This is a genomic window from Pseudomonas sp. sp1636, from assembly GCF_030376615.1.
Lineage (GTDB): Bacteria > Pseudomonadota > Gammaproteobacteria > Pseudomonadales > Pseudomonadaceae > Aquipseudomonas.
Genome location: NZ_JARRAB010000008.1, coordinates 143,979 through 164,108 on the forward strand (window position 1 = coordinate 143,979; position 20,130 = coordinate 164,108).

Consider the following 20,130-nt stretch of genomic DNA (forward strand, 5'->3'; position numbering starts at 1 on the left):
GACCGGCACTTTACCGGAGAACAGCCGTTTCAGGCAGTCTCAATCGGCGGAAAACTCTTGATCAGATCATCCAACTGCTTGAGCTGGGTGAGGAAGGGCTCCAGCTTGTCCAGGCGCAGGGCACAAGGGCCATCGCACTTGGCGTTGTCCGGATCGGGGTGCGCTTCGAGGAACAGCCCGGCCAGCCCCTGACTCATGCCGGCCTTGGCCAGGTCGGTGACCTGGGCACGCCGGCCACCAGCGGAGTCGGCACGTCCGCCCGGCATCTGCAGGGCATGGGTGACGTCGAAGAACACCGGGTAGTTGGTCTGCTTCATGATGCCGAAGCCGAGCATGTCCACCACCAGGTTGTTGTAGCCGAAGGAGCTGCCCCGCTCGCAGAGAATCAACTGGTCGTTGCCGGCTTCCACGCACTTGGCCAGGATGTGTTTCATCTCCTGGGGCGCGAGAAACTGGGCTTTCTTGATATTGATCACCGCGCCGGTCTTGGCCATGGCCACCACCAGGTCGGTCTGCCGCGAGAGAAACGCCGGCAACTGGATGATGTCGCACACGGCGGCAACCGGCGCCGCCTGCTGCGGCTCGTGCACGTCGGTGATCAGCGGCACGCCGAAGGTGCGCTTCACCTCTTCGAAGATCTGCATGCCCTCTTCCAGGCCGGGGCCGCGGAAGGAGCCGATCGAGGAGCGGTTGGCCTTGTCGAAGCTGGCCTTGAACACGAAGGGAATACCCAGCTTGTCGGTGACGCGGACATATTCTTCGCAGGCGCGCATGGCCAGGTCGCGCGACTCGATGACGTTGATCCCGCCGAACAGGACGAAGGGTTTGTCGTTGGCGATCTCGATGGCGCCGACCTTGATGATCTTCTGGGTCATGTCCTTATGCCTTCTTCGCGTGCTGCACCAGGGCGGCGTTGACGAAACCGCTGAACAGCGGATGACCGTCGCGCGGCGTCGAGGTGAACTCCGGATGGAACTGGCAGGCGACGAACCACGGATGATCCGGCGCTTCCACCACTTCGACCAGGGCGCCGTCGGCAGAACGGCCGGTGACCTTGAGGCCAGCTTCGATCAGTTGCGGCAACAGGTTATTGTTCACTTCATAGCGATGGCGATGGCGCTCGACGATCACATCCTTGGCATAGCACTGATGCACTTGCGAGCCGCCGAGCAACTGGCAGTCCTGAGCGCCGAGGCGCATGGTGCCGCCCAGGTCGGAGGCATTGCTACGCTGCTCGGTGACGCCGGTGGCGTCCTGCCATTCGGTGATCAAACCCACCACCGGATGCTGGCCAGAGGTGTCGAATTCGGTGGAGTTGGCATCGCTCCAGCCCAGTACATTGCGGGCGAACTCGATCACCGCGACCTGCATGCCCAGGCAGATACCCAGGTAGGGAATCTTGTTCTCGCGGGCGTATTGCACGGTGGTGATCTTGCCTTCCACGCCGCGCAGGCCGAAGCCGCCGGGCACCAGGATGGCATCGACGCCTTCGAGCAGAGCGGTGCCCTGGTTTTCGATGTCTTCGGAATCGATATAGCGCAGGTTGACCTTGGTACGGTTCTGGATGCCGGCGTGGCTCATCGCCTCGATCAGCGACTTGTAGGCATCCAGCAGTTCCATGTATTTGCCGACCATGGCGATGGTGACTTCGTGCTCCGGGTTGAGCTTGGCGTCGACCACCCGCTCCCACTCGGACAGATCGGCACCGCCGCACTCCAGGCCGAAGCGCTCGACGACGAAATCATCCACTCCCTGGGCATGCAGTACGCCCGGAATCTTGTAGATGGTGTCGACGTCTTCCAGGGAAATCACCGCACGCTCTTCGACGTTGGTGAACAGGGCGATCTTGCGCCGCGAGGAGATGTCCACCGGGTGGTCGGAGCGGCAGATCAGCACGTCCGGCTGCAAACCGATGGAGCGCAATTCCTTCACCGAATGCTGGGTCGGCTTGGTCTTGGTCTCGCCAGCGGTGGCGATATAGGGCACCAGGGTCAGGTGCATCAGCATGGCGCGCTTGGCGCCCACTTCCACGCGCAACTGGCGGATGGCTTCGAGGAACGGCTGCGACTCGATGTCGCCGACCGTGCCGCCGATCTCGACCATGGCCACGTCGGCATCGCCGGCACCCTTGATGATGCGGCGCTTGATCTCGTCGGTGATGTGCGGAATGACCTGAATGGTCGCGCCCAGGTAATCGCCACGGCGCTCTTTGCGCAGCACGTGTTCGTAAACCCGGCCGGTGGTGAAGTTGTTGTCCTGGGTCATGGTGGTGCGGATGAAGCGCTCGTAGTGGCCCAGGTCGAGGTCGGTCTCGGCGCCGTCGTGGGTGACGAACACCTCGCCGTGCTGGAACGGGCTCATGGTGCCCGGATCGACGTTGATATAGGGATCCAGCTTGAGCATCGTGACCTTCAGGCCCCGCGCCTCCAGGATAGCCGCCAATGAAGCCGAGGCGATGCCTTTCCCCAATGAAGAAACAACACCACCCGTGACGAAGATGAAGCGCGTCATGAAAAACCCTAGAAGTCTGCGTTTAGGCGGTCAGCGCCGCCGGGGAAAGCGAAGGAAGGCCGAAGCCACAACCACGCACAGGGCGCAATTGGCAAGCCGTTGCCGACTCCATTCTCTTGAGGAAAAGGGGTCTGCAAAAGCTCTGGTAAGACGGGAGCGTAGTCTACCGGAAAGGCCTTAGCAGCTCAAACCTTGATCATTCATCGGCGGCTGCCAACTGAGTTGCCATTGACCACTGGCGGGCCCATCCACACCGGGCAGATTGGCCACCGCCCGCAGCTCGCCATTGCACAGCAACAGGGGCAGGCGCGGGCGGACAAACGCCGGCACCTGCCGTTCGTTGAGCAAGCGCTTCAAATCGCGCCGACCGCGGCCGGGCAGGCTCATCACCTCGCCACCCTGGCGATAGGCCAGGCGCCAGTCGCCGGCCGGCAAGCGCCCCTCGATGCGCACGCAACCATTGCCCGCCAGCGGCAACCAGCCCCCCGCACCAAGCCGAACCTCGGGTGCCGGCGGCATACGCAGCCAATCGCCGCTTAACCACCACAACCGTTGGTCGGCGCGGCGCAACTCGCCTGCCGCCAGGCGCCAGAGCGGAGTGGCGGCGCCGGCCGCATCGCGCAGCGCCTGCCAGCCGGCCCAGTGCTCGCTGTCCGGCATCGGGGTCAGGGCGCGCAACCAGTAACGCAGGGCGTTGCGTTGCCGGGCATCGCTCAGCGCCCGCAACGGCGCCAGGGACAAACTCGGCAGATCGAGCCAGGCAAACTCGCCAAGCGCCTGCGCAGCCTGCAGATCCTGCTGCGCCAGCTCATCGAGCAGTTGCCCGGCCTCGCCCAGATGCTCGGCGGCACGCGCGATGCTGGCGGTCGCCTGCGGCCAGCGCCGGGTCAGTGACGGCACCACCTGATGGCGCAAGTAATTGCGCGAGAAGCGGTTATCTGCATTCGACGGATCCTCTACCCAGCGCAACCGATGCTCGTCGGCATAGGCCTGCAACTCGGCGCGGGAACAGTTCAACAGCGGCCGCAGCAGGTGCCCGGCACCCAGTGGCCGACTCAGCGGCATGGCCGCCAACCCCTGCACACCGGCGCCGCGCAGCAGGCGAAACAGCAGAGTCTCCGCCTGATCGTCGCGATGCTGCGCCGCCAGCAACACCTCGCCAGAACCCAGCAGCGCGCGGAAAGCCGCATAGCGCGCCTGCCGCGCCGCGCCCTCAATACTGGCACCCGCCTGCACCTGCACAGCCTCCACCTGCAGCGGCACAGCCAGCTCATCACACAGGCGACGGCAAGCCGCCGGCCAGCTGTCGGCAAGCGCCTGCAGGCCGTGATGAATATGAATAGCGAAAAGCGGCGGTAACGCCTCGCGCTGCGCGAGGCCAGCCAGGAGATGCAGCAGCACGGTGGAATCCAGCCCACCGGAAAGCGCGACGCGCCAAGCCGGCGCATCACGCCAGGGCGCCAGGGTTTTCAGCAGGCGGGATTCGAGGGTCATAAAACAGCAGCAAGCAGCAAGCGACAAGCCGCAAGCTTAGAGCAAAAACGCCCTGGCTTGCGGCTTATGCTTGGCAGCTCAAGGTTCTGGCCGTCAGGCCACCCCATAGCTCATCAAGCGCTCATAACGACGCGCCAGCAGTTCGTCGGTGTCGAATTTGCGCAGCATGGCCAACTGGGCCGCCAGCTCCTGGCGGATCGATTCGGCGGCAGCGACTGGATCGCGATGGGCGCCGCCCAATGGCTCGCCGATCACCTGGTCGACAATGCCCAGGCCTTTCAGGCGTTCGGCCGTGATACCCATGGCTTCTGCGGCATCCGGGGCTTTATCCGCGGTTTTCCACAGAATCGAGGCGCAGCCTTCCGGTGAAATCACCGCGTAGGTCGAGTACTGCAGCATATTCAGCTGATCGCATACGCCAATCGCCAGAGCACCGCCGGAACCGCCCTCGCCGATCACAGTGGCGATGATCGGGGTTTTCAGACGCGCCATCACTCGCAGGTTCCAGGCAATCGCCTCGCTCTGCCCACGCTCTTCGGCGTCGATTCCCGGGTAGGCACCCGGGGTGTCGATAAAGGTCAGGATCGGCATCTTGAAGCGCTCGGCCATTTCCATCAATCGACAGGCCTTGCGGTAGCCTTCCGGGCGCGGCATGCCGAAGTTGCGGCGCACCTTCTCGCGCACCTCACGACCCTTCTGGTGACCGATGACCATCACCGGCTCACCGTCCAGACGGGCGACACCGCCGACTATCGCCGCGTCGTCGGAGAAATGCCGGTCGCCGTGCAGCTCGTCGAACTCGGTGAAGATGTGCTGCAGATAGTCCAGGGTGTAAGGCCGGCGCGGGTGGCGAGCGAGCTGGGCAATCTGCCAGCTGCTCAGATTGCCGAAAATGCTTTCGGTCAGAGCACTGCTCTTGTCCTGCAGGCGGGCAATCTCATCGCTGATGTTCAACGAGTTGTCGTTACCGACCAGGCGCAGCTCTTCGATCTTGGCTTGCAGGTCGGCGATCGGCTGTTCGAAATCGAGAAAATTCGGGTTCATAGTCATCCGTCTTGCGTCGACGGCCAAGTGGCCGGTGAGCGGTATCCGTTTCGCGCCCTACCTTATAGGAACAGGCGCACTCAGGTCGACACTTGGGTCTGGATAAAAGTCACCGAAATCCGGCGATTTACTCGCTACCCCACCCACAAGTGCCGCAACCAACACGTGAAGCCGAGGCTCCACGAATCAGCGGTAGTGCAAAAAGACGTTGTCTCGCCCGAACTGGTCACGCAATGCCTGAATCAGGCTGTCCGCCGGGTCGATTCGCCAGCCCTCGCCAAACTGCAACATGGCACGGGCATCCGCACCGGTGTACTCCAGGGTGATCGGACAGGCGCCACGATGGCGCTGACACAGATCCGCCAGCCAGCGCAGTCGGTCGCCCTTCAAGGCACTGCCGGCAATCTTCAGGCGCAGGCTGTCGGCCAACCCGGTACGCGCCTCCTCCAGACTCAATACCCGCTTGGCGCGCAAGCGCAGGCCGCCGGAAAAGTCGTCATTGCTCACCTCGCCTTCGACCACCACCAGCGCGTCGCTCTGCAACAGCGCCTGGTTGCTGGAGAACGCCTCGGCGAACAACGACGCCTCGATCCGCCCGGAACGGTCATCCAGGGTGATGAAGCCCATCTTGTCGCCCTTCTTGTTCTTCATCACCCGCAGGTTGACGATCAGGCCGGCAATCGTCTGATCGCCGCGCGCCGGCTTGAGGTCGATGATCCGCTGACGGGCAAAACGGCGCACCTCGCCTTCGTATTCGTCGATCGGATGACCGGTCAGGTACAGGCCGAGGGTGTCCTTCTCGCCCTTCAGGCGCTCCTTCAGCGACAGCTCGCGGGCCTTGCGGTGATTGGCATAGACATCCATCTCGGCATCGCCGAACACCCCGCCGAACAGATCCATATGGCCGCTGTCATGGCTGCGCGCGGTCTGCTCGGCCGCCTGCACCGCCTCTTCCATCGCTGCCAGCAGCACCCCGCGATTGCGATCGATATTGGCCTTGTAGGCTTTGATTTCCTCGTGGAAATACGGCCCCAGACGATCCAGCGCGCCGCCGCGGATCAGCGCGTCCAGGGTGCGCTTGTTGATGCGCTTGAGGTCGACCCGCGAGCAGAAGTCGAACAGATCCTTGAACGGGCCATCCTTGCGCGACTCGACGATGGCCTCGACCGGCCCCTCGCCGACCCCCTTGATCGCGCCCAGGCCATAGACGATCCAACCCTCGTCGTTGACCGTGAACTTGAATTCGGAAATATTCACATCCGGCGCATCGAGGCGCAGCTTCATGCTGCGGCACTCCTCGATCAGGGTCACCACCTTGTCGGTGTTGTGCATATCCGCCGACAACACCGCGGCCATGAAGGCGGCCGAATGGTGCGCCTTGAGCCAGGCGGTCTGGTAAGAGAGCAGACCATAAGCGGCCGAGTGCGACTTGTTGAAACCGTAACCGGCGAACTTTTCCACCAGATCGAAGATGTTACCGGCCAGGTCTGCATCGATGCCGTTATTCGCGCACCCTTCGATAAAGCCGCCGCGCTGCTTGGCCATCTCCTCGGGCTTTTTCTTACCCATGGCCCGGCGCAGCATGTCCGCCCCACCGAGGGTGTAACCGGCCATGACCTGGGCGATCTGCATCACCTGTTCCTGATACAGGATGATGCCGTAGGTCGGTTTGAGCACCGGCTCCAGGCCCGGATACTGATAGTCCTGATGCGGGTAGGAAATCGGCTCGCGACCGTGCTTGCGGTTGATGAAGTCGTCGACCATGCCCGACTGCAGCGGCCCCGGACGGAACAGCGCCACCAGGGCGATCATGTCTTCCAGGCAGTCCGGCTTGAGCTTCTTGATCAGCTCCTTCATGCCGCGCGACTCGAGCTGGAACACCGCGGTGGTCTCGGCCTTCTGCAACATCTGGAAGGTCGGTTTGTCGTCCAGCGGGATGAAGTCGATGTTCAGGTCGGGCAAGCCCTGCTTGGCCTGCTCGCGGTTGATCGTCTCCATCGCCCATTTGATGATGGTCAGGGTGCGCAGGCCGAGGAAGTCGAACTTGACCAGACCGGCGGTTTCCACATCGTCCTTGTCGAACTGGGTGACCAGGCTGCCGCCTTCGTCATCGCAAGCGATCGGCGAGAAGTCGGTGAGCTTGGTCGGCGCGATCACCACGCCGCCGGCGTGCTTGCCGGTACCACGGGTGATGCCCTCGAGCTTGCGCGACATTTCCCAGATTTCCCGGGCATCCTCGTCGACCTTGAGGAAGTCGCGCAGCGGTTCCTCCATCTCGTAGGCTTTCTCCAGGGTCATGCCGACCTCGAAGGGAATCATCTTCGACAGGCGGTCGGCCAGGCCGTAGGACTTGCCCTGGGCCCGCGCCACGTCGCGCACCACCGCCTTGGCCGCCATGGTGCCGAAGGTGATGATCTGACTGACCGCGTTACGCCCGTACTTCTCGGCCACGTAATCGATGACCCGGTCGCGGCCGTCCATGCAGAAGTCGACGTCGAAGTCGGGCATGGAGACCCGCTCCGGGTTGAGGAAGCGTTCGAACAGCAGGTCGTAGGCCAGCGGGTCGAGGTCGGTGATCTTCTGCACATAGGCCACCAGCGAACCGGCACCCGAACCCCGCCCGGGACCCACCGGCACGCCGTTGTTCTTCGCCCACTTGATGAAGTCCATGACGATCAGGAAGTAACCGGGGAAGCCCATCTGGATGATGATATCCAGCTCGAAATTCAGCCGGTCGATGTACACCTGCTTCTTCGCGTCGTAGTCCGGCGTGTCCTTGGGCAACAGCACTTCCAGGCGCTCGTCGAGGCCGTCGAAGGAAACCTGGCGAAAGTATTCGTCCATGGTCATGCCGGCCGGCACCGGAAAATCGGGCAGGAAGTACTTGCCCATCTGCACTTCGATATTGCAGCGCCGGGCGATCTCCACGGTATTTTCCAGCGCCTCCGGCAGGTCGCCGAACAGCTCGGCCATCTCTTGCGGGCTCTTCAGGTACTGCTGGTCGGAATAGCTGCGCAGACGCCGCGGGTCGTCCAAACTGCGACCTTCGCCGATGCACACGCGGGTCTCGTGGGCGGCGAAGTCATCCTGCTTGATAAAGCGCACATCGTTGGTCGCCACCAGCGGCGCGCCGACCTTGGCCGCCAACTCGACCGCCAGGTGCAGGTGCTCCTCGTCGTTGACTCTATTGGTGCGCTGCACCTCCAGGTAGAAGCGCTGTGGAAACACCTCCAGCCATTCGCGCAGCAGGGTTTCGGCGTCGTCAAGGTCGCCGTTCAACAGGGCATGGCCGATTTCACCTTCCTTGGAACCGGACAGCGCGATCAAGCCTTCGGCGGCGGCCTTGACCCAATCGCGCTGAATGATCACCTGGTCGTTGCTTTGCCCCTCGATCCAACCGCGCGAAACCAGCTCGGTAAGATTGCGGTAGCCCTTGGCATTGGTGACCAGCAGGGTCAGGCGCGAAAGCGGGCCGTCTTCGTCGGCACTCGCCACCCAGATGTCGGCCCCGCAGATCGGCTTGATCCCGCCGCCCATGGCCGCCTTGTAGAACTTCACCAGCGAGCACATGTTGCTCATGTCGGTGACCGCCACCGCCGGCATGCCCGCGCTCGCCACGGCCTTGACCAGCGGCTTGACCCGCACCAGACCGTCGACCAGGGAATACTCGGTGTGCAGACGCAGGTGGACAAACGAAGCAGTCATGACAGTCCTATCCAAAACACAAAAACGACAAGGCGGGGATTGTACAGCCTTCGCCGTTGCAAGCTGCAAGCGGCGCGCCGCCAGCCCCAGACGATCCGCTGCGCAGCAATAACCGACGGGCGCTTGCCGCCTCAGTCGTTCAGCAGGACACGCACCGGAGCAAACGAGCGCCTATGGATAGGCGTTGGCCCCAGTCGGCGCAGGGCTTCCAGGTGCGCGGGGGTGGGATAGCCCTTGTGCCCGGCGATGCCATAGCCGGGGTACTGCGCATCGAGCAGCTGCATCTCGCGATCGCGGCTGACCTTGGCCAGGATCGAGGCGGCGGCGATCGCCGGCACCTGGCTGTCGCCCTTGACCACCGCCGCGCTCGGCACCTGCAGGACGGGGCAGCGATTGCCGTCGATCAGCGCCAGGCGGGGCGTGACGCTCAAGCCTTCGACCGCGCGCTGCATGGCCAGCATGGTCGCGTGGAGGATATTCAATTGGTCGATCTCCTCCACCTCGGCGCGGGCGATGCACCAGGCCAGGGCCTTTTCGCGGATCTCGTCGAACAGCCGCTCGCGCCGTGCGGCGCTGAGCTTCTTCGAATCATTGAGGCCGAGGATCGGCCGTGACGGATCGAGAATCACCGCCGCGGTCACCACCGCGCCGCACAGCGGGCCACGGCCGACTTCGTCGACACCGGCGACCAGCTCCTGCACCTGGGTGAAATCCAGACCCAGCTGCATCAGGCCCGCCCCACCAGCTCAAGCACGGCCTCGGCCGCCTGAGCAGAAGCGTCGCGGCGCAGGGCACGGTGAATCACATCGAAGCCCTCGGTCTGTACTTCACCGTCACTCAGCAGCGGCGCCAACGCCTGAGCCAAGGCTTCCGCGCTGGCCGCGTCCTGAATCAGTTCGGGCACCAACAAACGCTCGGCCAACAGGTTGGGCAGCGAGATATAGGCACTGCTGACCAGCCGTTTGAGAATCCGGTAGGTCAGCGGCGCGACCTTGTAAGCCACCACCATGGGTCGCTTGTACAGCAAGGCTTCCAGGGTCGCCGTGCCCGAAGCGATGAGCACCGCATCGCAAGCCGCCAGGGCATCGTGGGAGCGGCCATCGAGCAGGGTCAAGGGCAAGTCACGCCCAGCCAGCATCTGCTCCAGCTGCACGCGGCGCTCGGGGCAGGCACAGGGCACGACGAAACGGGTGCCCGGACGCAGAGTGCGCAAACGTACTGCCGCATCGAGAAACAGCGCACCCAAACGCGCCACTTCACCACCCCGGCTGCCCGGCAACAAGGCCACCACGCTGCTGTCCTGGGCCAAGCCCAAGGCCTCGCGCGCCGCCGCCCGGTCGGCCTGCAAGGGGATCGCATCGGCCAACGGATGACCGACGAAACGCACCGGCACCCGATGGGCGTCGTAGAACTGCGCCTCGAACGGAAACAGGGTCAGCATCAGGTCGCAGGCATCACGAATCTTCAACACCCGCTTCTGCCGCCAGGCCCAGACCGAAGGACTGACGTAATGCACGGTTTTGATTCCGCCGCGGCGCAATTTGAGTTCGAGATCCAGGTTGAAATCCGGCGCATCGATGCCGATCAACACATCCGGCTTGGCCTCGATCAGAGCCTTGAGCAGGCGCCTGCGCCGCAACAGCAGCTCAGGCAAGCGGCCAAGCACTTCGACCAGGCCCATCACCGCCAGGCGCTCCATGGGGAAATAGGAACTCAGGCCCTCGGCCTGCATCAGCGGGCCGCCGACGCCGATGAATTCGATGTGTGGATGACGAACCTTCAAGGCCTGCATCAGGCCGGCACCGAGAATGTCGCCGGAGGCTTCGCCTGCCACCAGCGCGACGCGCAATAGCTCCGCCATAAATTAGCGGGTGATGCCGCGATTGGATGCCTGGATCGAATCGCGGAACACCGCGACTTCAGGAAACTGCAAGGAAGGTTCCGCCAGTTCCGCCAATGCCTCTTCGATGGTCAAGCCCTGGCGATAGACGGTCTTGTAGGCGCGGCGTAGCGCCTGGATCGATTCGGCACTGAAGCCGCGCCGACGCAGGCCTTCGAAATTCATGCTGCGCGCTTCCGCGGGGTTGCCGGAAACCGTGACGTAGGCCGGCACGTCCTTGCCAATCGCGCTGCCCATGCCGGCGAAGGCATGCGCGCCGATATGGCAGAACTGATGCACCAGGGTGTAACCGGACAAAATCGCCCAGTCATCGATATGCACATGCCCCGCCAACGCGGTGTTGTTAACCAGAATGCAATGATTGCCGATCACACTGTCATGGCCAATATGGGCATAGGCCATGATCAGGTTGTGGTCGCCCACCGTGGTCTCGTCGCGATCCTGGATGGTGCCGCGGTGCATGGTGACGCCTTCGCGAATGATGTTGTGATCGCCAATCACCAGACGCGTCGGCTCGCCCTTGTACTTGCGATCCGGGGTGTCCTCGCCAAGCGAGGAAAACTGATAGACGCGGTTGTGCTTACCAATCCTGGTCGGCCCCTTGATGATCACATTAGGCCCAAGCACGGTACCCTCGGCAATCTCCACGTCGGGCCCAATGATCGACCAAGGGCCGACGACAACGTCGTCGGCCAGCTTGGCAGCGGGATCGATAATGGCGCGAGGGTCAATCAAACTCATAGCTTGAAACTCATAGTTTGCGTTCCGCGCAGATGATTTCGGCCGAACATACTTCCTTGCCGTCGACACTGGCTTTGCACTCGAACTTCCAGATGCTGCGCTTGTTGCTGAGGTGGCGGGCCTCGAGGATCAATTGATCGCCCGGCACCACCGGCTGCCGAAAACGCAGCTTGTCCGAGCCGACGAAGTAATACAGGGTTCCGTCGGTGGGTTTCAAGCCCATCATTTTGAAGCCGAGTATGCCGGCCGCCTGGGCCATCGCTTCGATGATCAACACGCCGGGCATGATCGGATGCTGGGGAAAGTGCCCGTTGAAGAACGGCTCATTGATGCTGACATTCTTGTGGGCACGAATGCACTTGCCTTCAACATCCAGATCCACCACCCGGTCGACCAGCAGAAACGGGTAGCGATGCGGCAGGTACTCGCGTATTTCGTTGATGTCCATCATGTCCAGAGAAGCCTGTAATAAAAAGAGAGGAGCGCGGTATAACCGGCTCAGGCATCAGATGAGGCATTCCCGCTGGAGGTCACGGCCGCCAACTGTTTTTCCAACTGTTGCAGTCGCCGCGCCATGTCATCCAGCTGACGAATGCGGGCCACGCTCTTCCTCCACTCGCCCGCAGGCTGCATGGCGGTGCCGGAAGAATAAGAACCCGGTTCGGTGATGGAGCGGGTCACCATGGTCATTCCCGTGACGAAGACTCCGTCGCAGACTTCGATGTGCCCGACCATGCCGACGCCGCCGGCGATCATGCAGTTCTTGCCGATTTTGGTACTGCCGGAAATACCCGCACAACCGGCCATGGCCGTGTTGTCCCCAATCTGCACGTTGTGCGCGATCATGATCTGGTTGTCCAACTTGACGCCGTTACCGATTAGCGTATCGGCCAAGGCACCTCGGTCGATGGTGGTATTGGCGCCGACTTCGACGTCGTCGCCGATCAGCACACCGCCGAGCTGGGCAATCTTCTGCCAGACCCCCTGCTGGTTGGCGAAGCCGAAACCCTCGCCGCCGATCACCGCCCCCGACTGGATCACCACCCGCTTGCCGATGCGCACATCGTGATACAGGGTCACCCGCGGCGCCAACCAACCACCCTCGCCGATCACCGAGCGCGCACCGATCACGCAATGCGCGCCGATCGTCACCCCCGCAGCAATCTGCGCACCGCGCTCGATTACCGCAAAAGCACCGATACTGGCACTGGCATCCACCTGCGCATCATCGGCAACCCACGCGGTCGCATGCACACCGGCCACCGCCTGTGGCTTGCGATCGAACAGATGGGAGAGCCGTGCATAAGCCAGGTACGGGTTGGCCACAATCAAGGCGGCGCCGCTGTAGCCCTCGGCATCGGCGGCGGTCAACAAAACCGCACCGGCACGACAATCGGCCAGGTATTTGCGGTATTGCGGGTTGGCCAGAAAACTCAGCTGATCGGGGCCGGCCTCCTGCAAGGTGGCCAGCCCATTGATCGTTCTGTCGGCGGCGCCACGCAAGGTGGCACCCAGGCGTTCGGCCAACTGGCCGAGGGTATAAACCGGAGCCTGCATGATCAGCGCAGCTGATTCATGCGCTCGATGACTTGCAGAGTGATGTCGAACTGAGGTTTGACATCGATCACCGCGCCGCGCTCGAGCACCAGGTCGAAGTTGCCTTTCTTGATCACTTCTTCCACGGCTTTATCCAGGTTCGGCTTGAGCTTTTTCAGCATCTCGCGATCAGCGATAGCCTTGGACTCGTTCAACTCCTTGGACTGGAACTGGAAATCGCGGGCTTTCTGCTTGAACTCGAGTTCCAGACGCTCGCGCTCGGCGGTCTGCATCTTTTCGCCATCTTTGACGATGCGATCCTGAATGCGCTTGGCATCGCTTTCCAGGGTCTTGAGCTTGTTCAGCTGCGGACCGAATTTCTTCTCGGCATCCACCGCATAGCGCTTGGCCGCATCGGACTCGAGCAGCGCCATTTGGTAATTGAGTACCGCCACTTTCATTTCAGCAAACGCCGGGGTCGCCAGCAGGGCCACGCTTAACAGAACCAGATGAGTCAACTTACGCACGGTGCAACTCCTGCAAAAACTGTTGTTGTTCGGTCGTCAGACGCTTAGAACGTCTGACCGAGGGAGAACTGGAAGACCTGGGTGTCGGCGTCGTCCGGTTTGACGATCGGCATGGCCAGGCTGAAGCTCAACGGACCCAGCGCAGTGACCCAGGTCAGGCCAACGCCCACGGAGCTGGCCAACTGGCCGGCGTCGATGCTGCCACAGTCGGCCTGGGTGCTGCCGCAACTGGTGTCGAAGACATTGCCCACATCCCAGAACAGCGCGGTACGCAGCGAGCGCTGATCCTTGACGAACGGCATCGGGAACAGCAATTCGACACCGCCCTGAACCAGCACATTACCACCGAACGGCAGCGGATCTTGATCCGGGTCTTTCAGAGTTCCCGGGTTGGTGCCCTTGCTCGGCGTACTGCGCGGACCCAGACTGCTGTCCTCGAAACCGCGCACCGAACCGAAACCGCCGGCATAGTAGTGCTCGTAGAACGGCAGTTCTGCAGTCGAACCGTAGCTGTCGCCATAACCGAGCTGGGTGTGGAAACGCAGGTTGTAGCTGTCGCCCAACGGCTTGAACACCTGGCCACGGTAGTCGAGCTTGTAGAACGACAGGTCGCTGCCCGGCACCGTGGTTTCCAGCACCAGGCTCTGCGAGTGACCGCGGGTGGCCATCACGCCACGATTGAGGGTCGACTCCGACCAACCCACCGAGGCCTTGAGGTTCAGGTAGCTGTCGCCTTCCTGCTCGATAAATTTGAAGATCTCATCGACCGTGTAGACGCCGGTGCTGATATCGTCCTGTTGCGCGGTCAGGCCATAAGTCAGGCGCGCGGTTTCGCTGATCGGGTAGCCGATGCTGGCGCCCACCCCATAGCTGTCCACCGCATAGCTGGACACATCGGTGTCGAGCTCGTCGTAGTCGGTGGTGCGATAGAAGGCGTTGTAGCCCAGGCTGACGCCATCGGCGGTCCAGTAGGGGTCGACGAAGCCGAAGTTGTAGCGTTCCTGGTACTCGCTGCGGGTCAAGCCGACACTGACCTTGTTGCCGGTGCCGAGGAAGTTGTTCTGGGTGATCGAGCCGCCGAGGATCAACCCGGCATTCTGGGCGAAACCGACGCTGGCGGTGATCGAGCCGGACGCCTGCTCTTCGACGCTGTAGTTGACGTCGACCTGGTCGTCGGTGCCGGGCACCTGCGGGGTTTCGACGTTGACTTCCTTGAAGAAGCCGAGGCGTTCCAAACGGGTTTTCGACTGATCGATCAGGTAGGTCGAAGCCCAGCCGCCTTCGATCTGGCGCATTTCGCGGCGCAGCACTTCATCTTCCGACTTGGTGTTGCCGCGGAAGTTGATGCGGTTGACGTAGGCGCGCTTGCCCGGATCGATGACGAAGGTGATCGACACCGTGTTGTCTTCATCATGGGCTTGCGGCACGCCGTTGACGTTGGCGAAGGTGTAGCCCTCGTTACCCAGGCGACGGGTGATCAGCTCGGAGGTCGTGGTCATCACCTTGCGCGAGAACACCTGGCCTTCTTTGACCAGCAGCAACGACTTGACGTCCTCTTCCGGCACCTTCAGGTCACCGCTGAGCTTCACCTCGCGTACGCTGTACTTCTGCCCTTCGTCGACGTTGACCGTGATATAGACGTGCTTCTTGTCCGGGGTAATGGACACCTGGGTCGAGGAGATATCCATATTGATGTAGCCGCGATCCAGGTAGTAGGAGCGCAGACGCTCCAGGTCGCCGGACAGCTTTTCGCGGGCATACTTGTCGTCGTTGCGGAAGAACGACAGCCAGTTGCTGGTCTTCAGCTCGAACAGATCGATCAGGTCTTCGTCGGCAAAGACGCTATTGCCCACCACGTTGATGTGCTGGATGGCGGCGACCGTGCCTTCATTGATATTGATTTTCAGCGCCACGCGGTTACGCGGCTGCGGGATCACTTCGGTTTCGATCTCGGCCGAGTAACGGCCCTGGGCCACATACTGGCGCTGCAATTCGTTACGCACGCCTTCGAGGGTCGCACGCTGGAATATCTCGCCCTCGGCCAGCCCGGACTGATTCAGCCCCTTGAGCAGGTCTTCGCTGCTGATGGCCTTGTTGCCTTCGATCTCGATGCCGGAAATCGACGGCCGTTCCACCACGGTAATGACCAGCACGTCGCCATCGCGGCCGAGCTGGATATCCTGGAAGAAACCGGTTTTGAACAGGCCACGAGTTGCCTCCACCAGCGCGCGGTCATCGGCCTCTTCGCCGACGTTGAGCGGCAAGGCACCGAACACGCTGCCCGCAGACACACGCTGCAGGCCATTGACGCGGATATCGGAGATGGTGAAGGACTCGGCGTGAACTTCGGCGATCATCAATGCGGCAAGCACCGCAGGTAGCAGCAGACGTTTCATGAAGTCCTTTCTTATTCCAACTGACAATAAAAAATCTGCCGCCCAAGGCGACAGTTTTGTAATTCAGTAGCTTTGTAATTCAGTAACGGTTTACAGACGACCCAGGTCGTTGATCAAGGCCAGCAACATCACCCCAATCACCAAACTGATACCAATCTGCATCCCCCAACCCTGCACCCGTTCCGACAGTGGACGGCCACGCACCCACTCGACCAGGTAATAAAGCAGATGCCCCCCATCCAGCACAGGGATTGGCAGCAAATTGAGAACCCCCAGACTTATGCTCAAGTAGGCAAGGAAGTTGAGAAAATCCCCCAAACCCGACTCGGCCGAAGCGCCCGCCACTTTAGCAATGGTTATCGGCCCGCTCAAGTTTTTTACCGAGAGCTCGCCAAACAGCATTTTCTTCAGCGAATCGAGAGTCAACAGGCTCATCGACCAGGTACGCCGAAAGCCCTCGGCCACGGCCTCCAAAGGCCCAAAACTGACCTCGCGGAGCATCTCTGCCGGCCACTCGACACCTTCTACGCCAGCACCCAGATAACCGCTGCGGGCCTCACCCTCACCGCGCGCGGCGAGGGTCACGGCCACCTGCAACTCTCGCCCGTCACGCTGGATCAGCAGGGTTATGGCTTCCGCCGGCATGGCCTGCACGCGATCGACCAACTGCTGCCACTCGTCCAGCGGCTCGCCATCGAGCCTCAGCAGACGGTCGCCAACCTGCAAACCAGCGGCCTGCGCCGGGCCTTTGGGATCCAGCTGCGCCAGCACCGGCAACAGCGCCGGACGCCAGGGGCGAATGCCGAGGGCGGCGATCGGATTGGGTTCCTCGACGCCCCTGAGCCAATCTTTCAGCACGATTTGCCGCGCACTGTCGGCAGTCGAACCCTGGTCGCGGACACTCACGCTCAAGGTGCCACTCTCACCCAGGCGCCGCACCAACTGCAGATTGACCGCCGCCCAACCCGTGGTCGGTTCACCATTCAGCGCAACGATTTCCTGGCCCGCCTGCAGCCCGGCATCGGCCGCCAGGCTGCCGACTTCGACCGCGCCTATGACCGGACGCACCTGCTGGCTGCCAAGCATCGCCACCAGCCAGAAGAACAGCAGCGCCAGCAGGAAGTTGGCAACCGGCCCCGCCGCGACTATGGCAATACGCTGGCGCACGCTCTTGCGATTGAACGATTGATCGAGCTGCTCGACTGGCACATCGACTTCGCGCTCATCGAGCATCTTGACGTAGCCGCCCAGGGGAATGGCGGCGATGACGAACTCGGTGCCCTGGCGATCATGCCAGCGCAGCAGTGGCGTGCCGAAGCCCACGGAGAAGCGCAGAACCTTGACCCCGCAGCGGCGCGCCACCCAGAAGTGACCGAATTCGTGAAACGTAACCAGCACCCCCAGTGCAACCAGGGTACCGACAACCATATAGAGCGCACTCATCTAGCTTCTCCGCGACTGGGGTGTGCTGGCAGCGAAGGGCGAACCGCACAGGCGCCCTGCTTGCGCTTATCCACCACGACGACTCAGCCATTGCTCGGCAAGCTCACGCGCTCGGCGATCTGCCGCCAGGACTGCCTCCACACTTTCGACCGCAACCCCCGGCTCGGCGTTCAACACAGCCTCAATGATACTCGCGATCTCGGGGAAACGAATGCGCCGCTCGAGAAAGGCCGCCACCGCCACCTCATTGGCCGCATTGAGCATGGCCGGCACGCTGCCACCCGCCTCTGCCGCCTGGCGGGCCAGGCGCAAGCAGGGGAAGCGCTGTTCGTCCGGCGCCTGGAAATCCAGGCGGGCGATGGCGAACAGATCCAGCGGCGCCACGCCCGAGTCGATGCGCTGCGGCCAGGCCAGGGCATGGCTGATTGGCGTGCGCATGTCCGGGTTACCCAGCTGCGCCAACACCGAGCCATCGACATAGTCGACCAGCGAATGGATCACGCTCTGCGGATGGATCACCACCTCGACCTGCGCCGGTTTGGCGTCGAACAGCCAGCAGACCTCGATCAGCTCGAGACCCTTGTTCATCATGCTCGCCGAATCCACCGAAATCTTGCGCCCCATCGACCAGTTGGGATGGGCACAGGCCTGCTCGGGAGAGACCTCGCGCAACTGCGCCAACGGCGTTTCGCGGAACGGACCGCCGGACGCGGTCAGCAAAATCCGCCGCACGCCCACCTGCTCCAGCCCACGGGCATAATCGCCGGGCAGGCACTGGAAGATCGCATTGTGCTCGCTGTCGATGGGCAACAAGACCGCACCGCTGCGGCGTACCGCCTCGATAAACAGGGCGCCGGACATCACCAGCGCCTCCTTGTTGGCCAACAGAACCTTCTTGCCCGCCTCGACTGCCGCCAGCGTCGGCTTGAGCCCCGCCGCGCCGACGATAGCCGCCATCACCGCATCCACCTCGGGATGGGCGGCCACTTCGCACAGGCCTTGTTCGCCGAACAGCACCCGCGTCGCCAGCCCCGCCGCATGCAAACCGCCCTGCAGATGGCGCGCCGAGCGCTCATCCGCCACCACCGCGTAGCGCGGCCGGTAACGCATGCACAGCGCCTCCAACTCAACCAGGCGGCTGAAGCCGGACAAGGCAAACACCTGATAACGCGCGGGATGCCGGGCAATCACATCCAGGGTGCTGAGACCGATGGAGCCCGTGGCCCCGAGCACGGTAATCTGCTGCAACTGGTTCACAGGGCACCCCAACCGGCCAGCCACAACAGCGCGGCGAACATCGGAATGGCCGCGGTCAGGCTGTCGATGCGGTCGAGCACCCCGCCGTGACCCGGCAGCAGATTGCTGCTGTCCTTGACCCCGGCCTGACGCTTGAACATGCTCTCGGTCAGATCGCCGACCACCGAAATCGACACCACCAACGCCGCACCCGCCAGCGCCAGGAGCAACTCGCTGGCGAACCAGCCCCGGTAGAGACCGACCGCCAGGGTGATCAGCAGACTGGTAAGCAAGCCACCAACCGCCCCCTCCCAGCTCTTGCCCGGACTCACCCGCGGCGCCAGCTTGCGCTTGCCGAAGCGTTTGCCGGAGAAATAGGCGCCGATATCCGCCCCCCAGACCAATACCATCACCGCCAGGATCAAACCATTGGCCAATGGCCACTGTTTGAACAGCACCAGCCCCTGCCAGGCCGGCAGCAGGATCAACAAGCCGATCAACAGCCGCCCCGGCAGCCCGGCCCAATAGCGACTACTGGCTGGATAGCTCAGCACCAGCGCAGTGGCCAACGCCCACCAGACGACAGCAAGCAGCAGCAGCCAGGGCGCCAAGGCCGGCAGCAGATAGAGCCCGCACAGCAAAACAGCAACGCCAGCGGCATAGGCCACTCGCAGCGGCTGCCCGGCCAGACCGGCCAAGCGCGCCCACTCCCAGGCACCCAGGCTGACCACCGCGCCGATAAACAGCGCAAAAGCCGCGCCATCGAGCAGGAAAAACCCAGTCAAGGCGACAGGCAGTAACACCAGCGCAGTAATAATCCGTTGTTTAAGCATCAGGCACGCGCCTCGGCATCGACCTGTTCGGCGGACTTGCCAAAACGCCGCTGGCGCTTGGCGTAATCCGCCAAGGCCTTGCGCATGGCATCGTGCTTGAAATCCGGCCAGAACAAGTCAGAGAAATACAGCTCGCTGTAGGCCAACTGCCATAACAGGAAGTTACTGATGCGATGCTCGCCACCGGTACGAATGCACAAATCGGGCAAGGGCAAATCGCCCGTCGCCAAACAGCTCTGCAACAGCTCGGGGGTAATATCTTCAGGCCGCAAGTGCCCACCCTGAACCTCGCGAGCCAGCCGCTGCGCCGCCTGCGCGATGTCCCACTGGCCGCCATAGTTGGCGGCAATCTGCAGGACGAAACGCTTAGCGCCAGCGGTCAAGGCCTCGGCCTCACGCATGGCCGCCTGCAATTCCGGATGGAAGCGCGAGCGGTCGCCGATGATGCGCAGGCTGATGCCGTTGTCGTTGAGTTTCTTCGCCTCGCGGCGTAGCGCGCCGAGGAACAATTCCATCAGCGCCCCCACCTCTTCGGCCGGACGCTGCCAGTTCTCGCTGGAGAAGGCAAACAGAGTCAACACCTCGACCCCGGTCTCGGCGCACACCTCAACGACCGCGCGCACCGCATCGACACCGGCCTTGTGCCCGGCAATTCCCGGCAGCAGGCGCTTGCGGGCCCAGCGGTTATTGCCGTCCATGATGATCGCCACATGACGTGGCACGGCCACCTTAACGCCGCCTATGGTCTTGTGCATGTGGATCTC

General features: G+C 62.6%; 16 protein-coding genes. All 16 read right to left on the bottom strand.

Annotation, left to right across the window (positions count from 1 at the left end; genetic code table 11):
- Window positions 1-29 precede the first annotated feature (29 nt).
- On the bottom strand, window positions 30-875 hold the full coding sequence (kdsA, locus tag P8H27_RS10335) for a 3-deoxy-8-phosphooctulonate synthase (RefSeq protein WP_289637255.1): 846 nt from the start codon (window positions 873-875) through the stop codon (window positions 30-32).
- A 4-nt stretch (window positions 876-879) separates the two neighbouring features.
- The gene (locus tag P8H27_RS10340; protein WP_289637257.1) at window positions 880-2,511 is read right to left on the bottom strand and encodes a CTP synthase; all 1,632 of its coding nucleotides are present in this window, start codon (window positions 2,509-2,511) and stop codon (window positions 880-882) included.
- A 177-nt stretch (window positions 2,512-2,688) separates the two neighbouring features.
- A complete protein-coding gene (gene tilS / locus P8H27_RS10345) occupies window positions 2,689-4,005 on the bottom strand; it encodes a tRNA lysidine(34) synthetase TilS (protein ID WP_289637258.1) in 1,317 nt (438 codons plus the stop codon).
- Window positions 4,006-4,098: 93 nt separating this feature from the next.
- Complete coding sequence (gene accA, locus P8H27_RS10350; RefSeq protein ID WP_289637323.1) at window positions 4,099-5,049, bottom strand: acetyl-CoA carboxylase carboxyl transferase subunit alpha; 951 nt, start codon at window positions 5,047-5,049, stop codon at window positions 4,099-4,101.
- Between the two features lie 186 nt (window positions 5,050-5,235).
- The gene (gene dnaE, locus P8H27_RS10355) at window positions 5,236-8,754 is read right to left on the bottom strand and encodes a DNA polymerase III subunit alpha (protein ID WP_289637259.1); all 3,519 of its coding nucleotides are present in this window, start codon (window positions 8,752-8,754) and stop codon (window positions 5,236-5,238) included.
- A gap of 131 nt (window positions 8,755-8,885) precedes the next feature.
- A complete protein-coding gene (gene rnhB / locus P8H27_RS10360; RefSeq protein ID WP_289637260.1) occupies window positions 8,886-9,482 on the bottom strand; it encodes a ribonuclease HII in 597 nt (198 codons plus the stop codon).
- Complete coding sequence (gene lpxB, locus P8H27_RS10365) at window positions 9,482-10,615, bottom strand: lipid-A-disaccharide synthase (protein ID WP_289637261.1); 1,134 nt, start codon at window positions 10,613-10,615, stop codon at window positions 9,482-9,484. The genes rnhB and lpxB overlap by 1 nt, the downstream gene beginning before the upstream one ends.
- A 3-nt stretch (window positions 10,616-10,618) precedes the next feature.
- A complete protein-coding gene (lpxA, locus tag P8H27_RS10370; RefSeq protein ID WP_289637263.1) occupies window positions 10,619-11,395 on the bottom strand; it encodes an acyl-ACP--UDP-N-acetylglucosamine O-acyltransferase in 777 nt (258 codons plus the stop codon).
- A 10-nt stretch (window positions 11,396-11,405) separates the two neighbouring features.
- Window positions 11,406-11,846: a 3-hydroxyacyl-ACP dehydratase FabZ gene (fabZ, locus tag P8H27_RS10375; RefSeq protein ID WP_172147869.1), complete on the bottom strand. Its 441-nt coding sequence runs from the start codon at window positions 11,844-11,846 to the stop codon at window positions 11,406-11,408.
- A 47-nt stretch (window positions 11,847-11,893) separates the two neighbouring features.
- Window positions 11,894-12,952 carry a UDP-3-O-(3-hydroxymyristoyl)glucosamine N-acyltransferase gene (gene lpxD / locus P8H27_RS10380; protein WP_289637266.1) on the bottom strand — a complete coding sequence of 353 codons (1,059 nt, stop codon included), beginning with the start codon at window positions 12,950-12,952 and terminating at the stop codon, window positions 11,894-11,896.
- Between the two features lie 2 nt (window positions 12,953-12,954).
- Window positions 12,955-13,458, bottom strand: a complete 504-nt coding sequence (locus P8H27_RS10385) for an OmpH family outer membrane protein (RefSeq protein ID WP_289637268.1) — start codon at window positions 13,456-13,458, stop codon at window positions 12,955-12,957.
- 44 nt (window positions 13,459-13,502) lie between these two features.
- A complete protein-coding gene (bamA, locus tag P8H27_RS10390) occupies window positions 13,503-15,854 on the bottom strand; it encodes an outer membrane protein assembly factor BamA (protein ID WP_289637270.1) in 2,352 nt (783 codons plus the stop codon).
- 90 nt (window positions 15,855-15,944) lie between these two features.
- Window positions 15,945-17,297 (bottom strand): RIP metalloprotease RseP, encoded by a 1,353-nt coding sequence (gene rseP / locus P8H27_RS10395; protein ID WP_289637272.1) that lies wholly within the window; start codon window positions 17,295-17,297, stop codon window positions 15,945-15,947.
- 66 nt (window positions 17,298-17,363) lie between these two features.
- On the bottom strand, window positions 17,364-18,554 hold the full coding sequence (ispC, locus tag P8H27_RS10400; protein ID WP_289637274.1) for a 1-deoxy-D-xylulose-5-phosphate reductoisomerase: 1,191 nt from the start codon (window positions 18,552-18,554) through the stop codon (window positions 17,364-17,366).
- A complete protein-coding gene (locus P8H27_RS10405) occupies window positions 18,551-19,366 on the bottom strand; it encodes a phosphatidate cytidylyltransferase (protein ID WP_289637276.1) in 816 nt (271 codons plus the stop codon). The genes ispC and P8H27_RS10405 overlap by 4 nt, the downstream gene beginning before the upstream one ends.
- A complete protein-coding gene (gene uppS, locus P8H27_RS10410; RefSeq protein WP_289637278.1) occupies window positions 19,366-20,121 on the bottom strand; it encodes a polyprenyl diphosphate synthase in 756 nt (251 codons plus the stop codon). Before uppS ends, P8H27_RS10405 begins: the two co-directional genes overlap by 1 nt.
- Between the last annotated feature and the right edge of the window lie 9 nt (window positions 20,122-20,130).

Coding starts and splice junctions, on each gene's coding strand:
- tilS (WP_289637258.1), bottom strand. CDS start 4,005: ATGACCCTCGAATCCCGCCTGCTGAAAACCCTGGCGCCCTGGCGTGAT.
- P8H27_RS10405 (WP_289637276.1), bottom strand. CDS start 19,366: ATGCTTAAACAACGGATTATTACTGCGCTGGTGTTACTGCCTGTCGCC.
- kdsA (WP_289637255.1), bottom strand. CDS start 875: ATGACCCAGAAGATCATCAAGGTCGGCGCCATCGAGATCGCCAACGAC.
- bamA (WP_289637270.1), bottom strand. CDS start 15,854: ATGAAACGTCTGCTGCTACCTGCGGTGCTTGCCGCATTGATGATCGCC.
- P8H27_RS10340 (WP_289637257.1), bottom strand. CDS start 2,511: ATGACGCGCTTCATCTTCGTCACGGGTGGTGTTGTTTCTTCATTGGGG.
- uppS (WP_289637278.1), bottom strand. CDS start 20,121: ATGCACAAGACCATAGGCGGCGTTAAGGTGGCCGTGCCACGTCATGTG.
- rnhB (WP_289637260.1), bottom strand. CDS start 9,482: ATGCAGCTGGGTCTGGATTTCACCCAGGTGCAGGAGCTGGTCGCCGGT.
- lpxB (WP_289637261.1), bottom strand. CDS start 10,615: ATGGCGGAGCTATTGCGCGTCGCGCTGGTGGCAGGCGAAGCCTCCGGC.
- lpxD (WP_289637266.1), bottom strand. CDS start 12,952: ATGCAGGCTCCGGTTTATACCCTCGGCCAGTTGGCCGAACGCCTGGGT.
- fabZ (WP_172147869.1), bottom strand. CDS start 11,846: ATGATGGACATCAACGAAATACGCGAGTACCTGCCGCATCGCTACCCG.
- rseP (WP_289637272.1), bottom strand. CDS start 17,297: ATGAGTGCGCTCTATATGGTTGTCGGTACCCTGGTTGCACTGGGGGTG.
- dnaE (WP_289637259.1), bottom strand. CDS start 8,754: ATGACTGCTTCGTTTGTCCACCTGCGTCTGCACACCGAGTATTCCCTG.
- lpxA (WP_289637263.1), bottom strand. CDS start 11,395: ATGAGTTTGATTGACCCTCGCGCCATTATCGATCCCGCTGCCAAGCTG.
- accA (WP_289637323.1), bottom strand. CDS start 5,049: ATGAACCCGAATTTTCTCGATTTCGAACAGCCGATCGCCGACCTGCAA.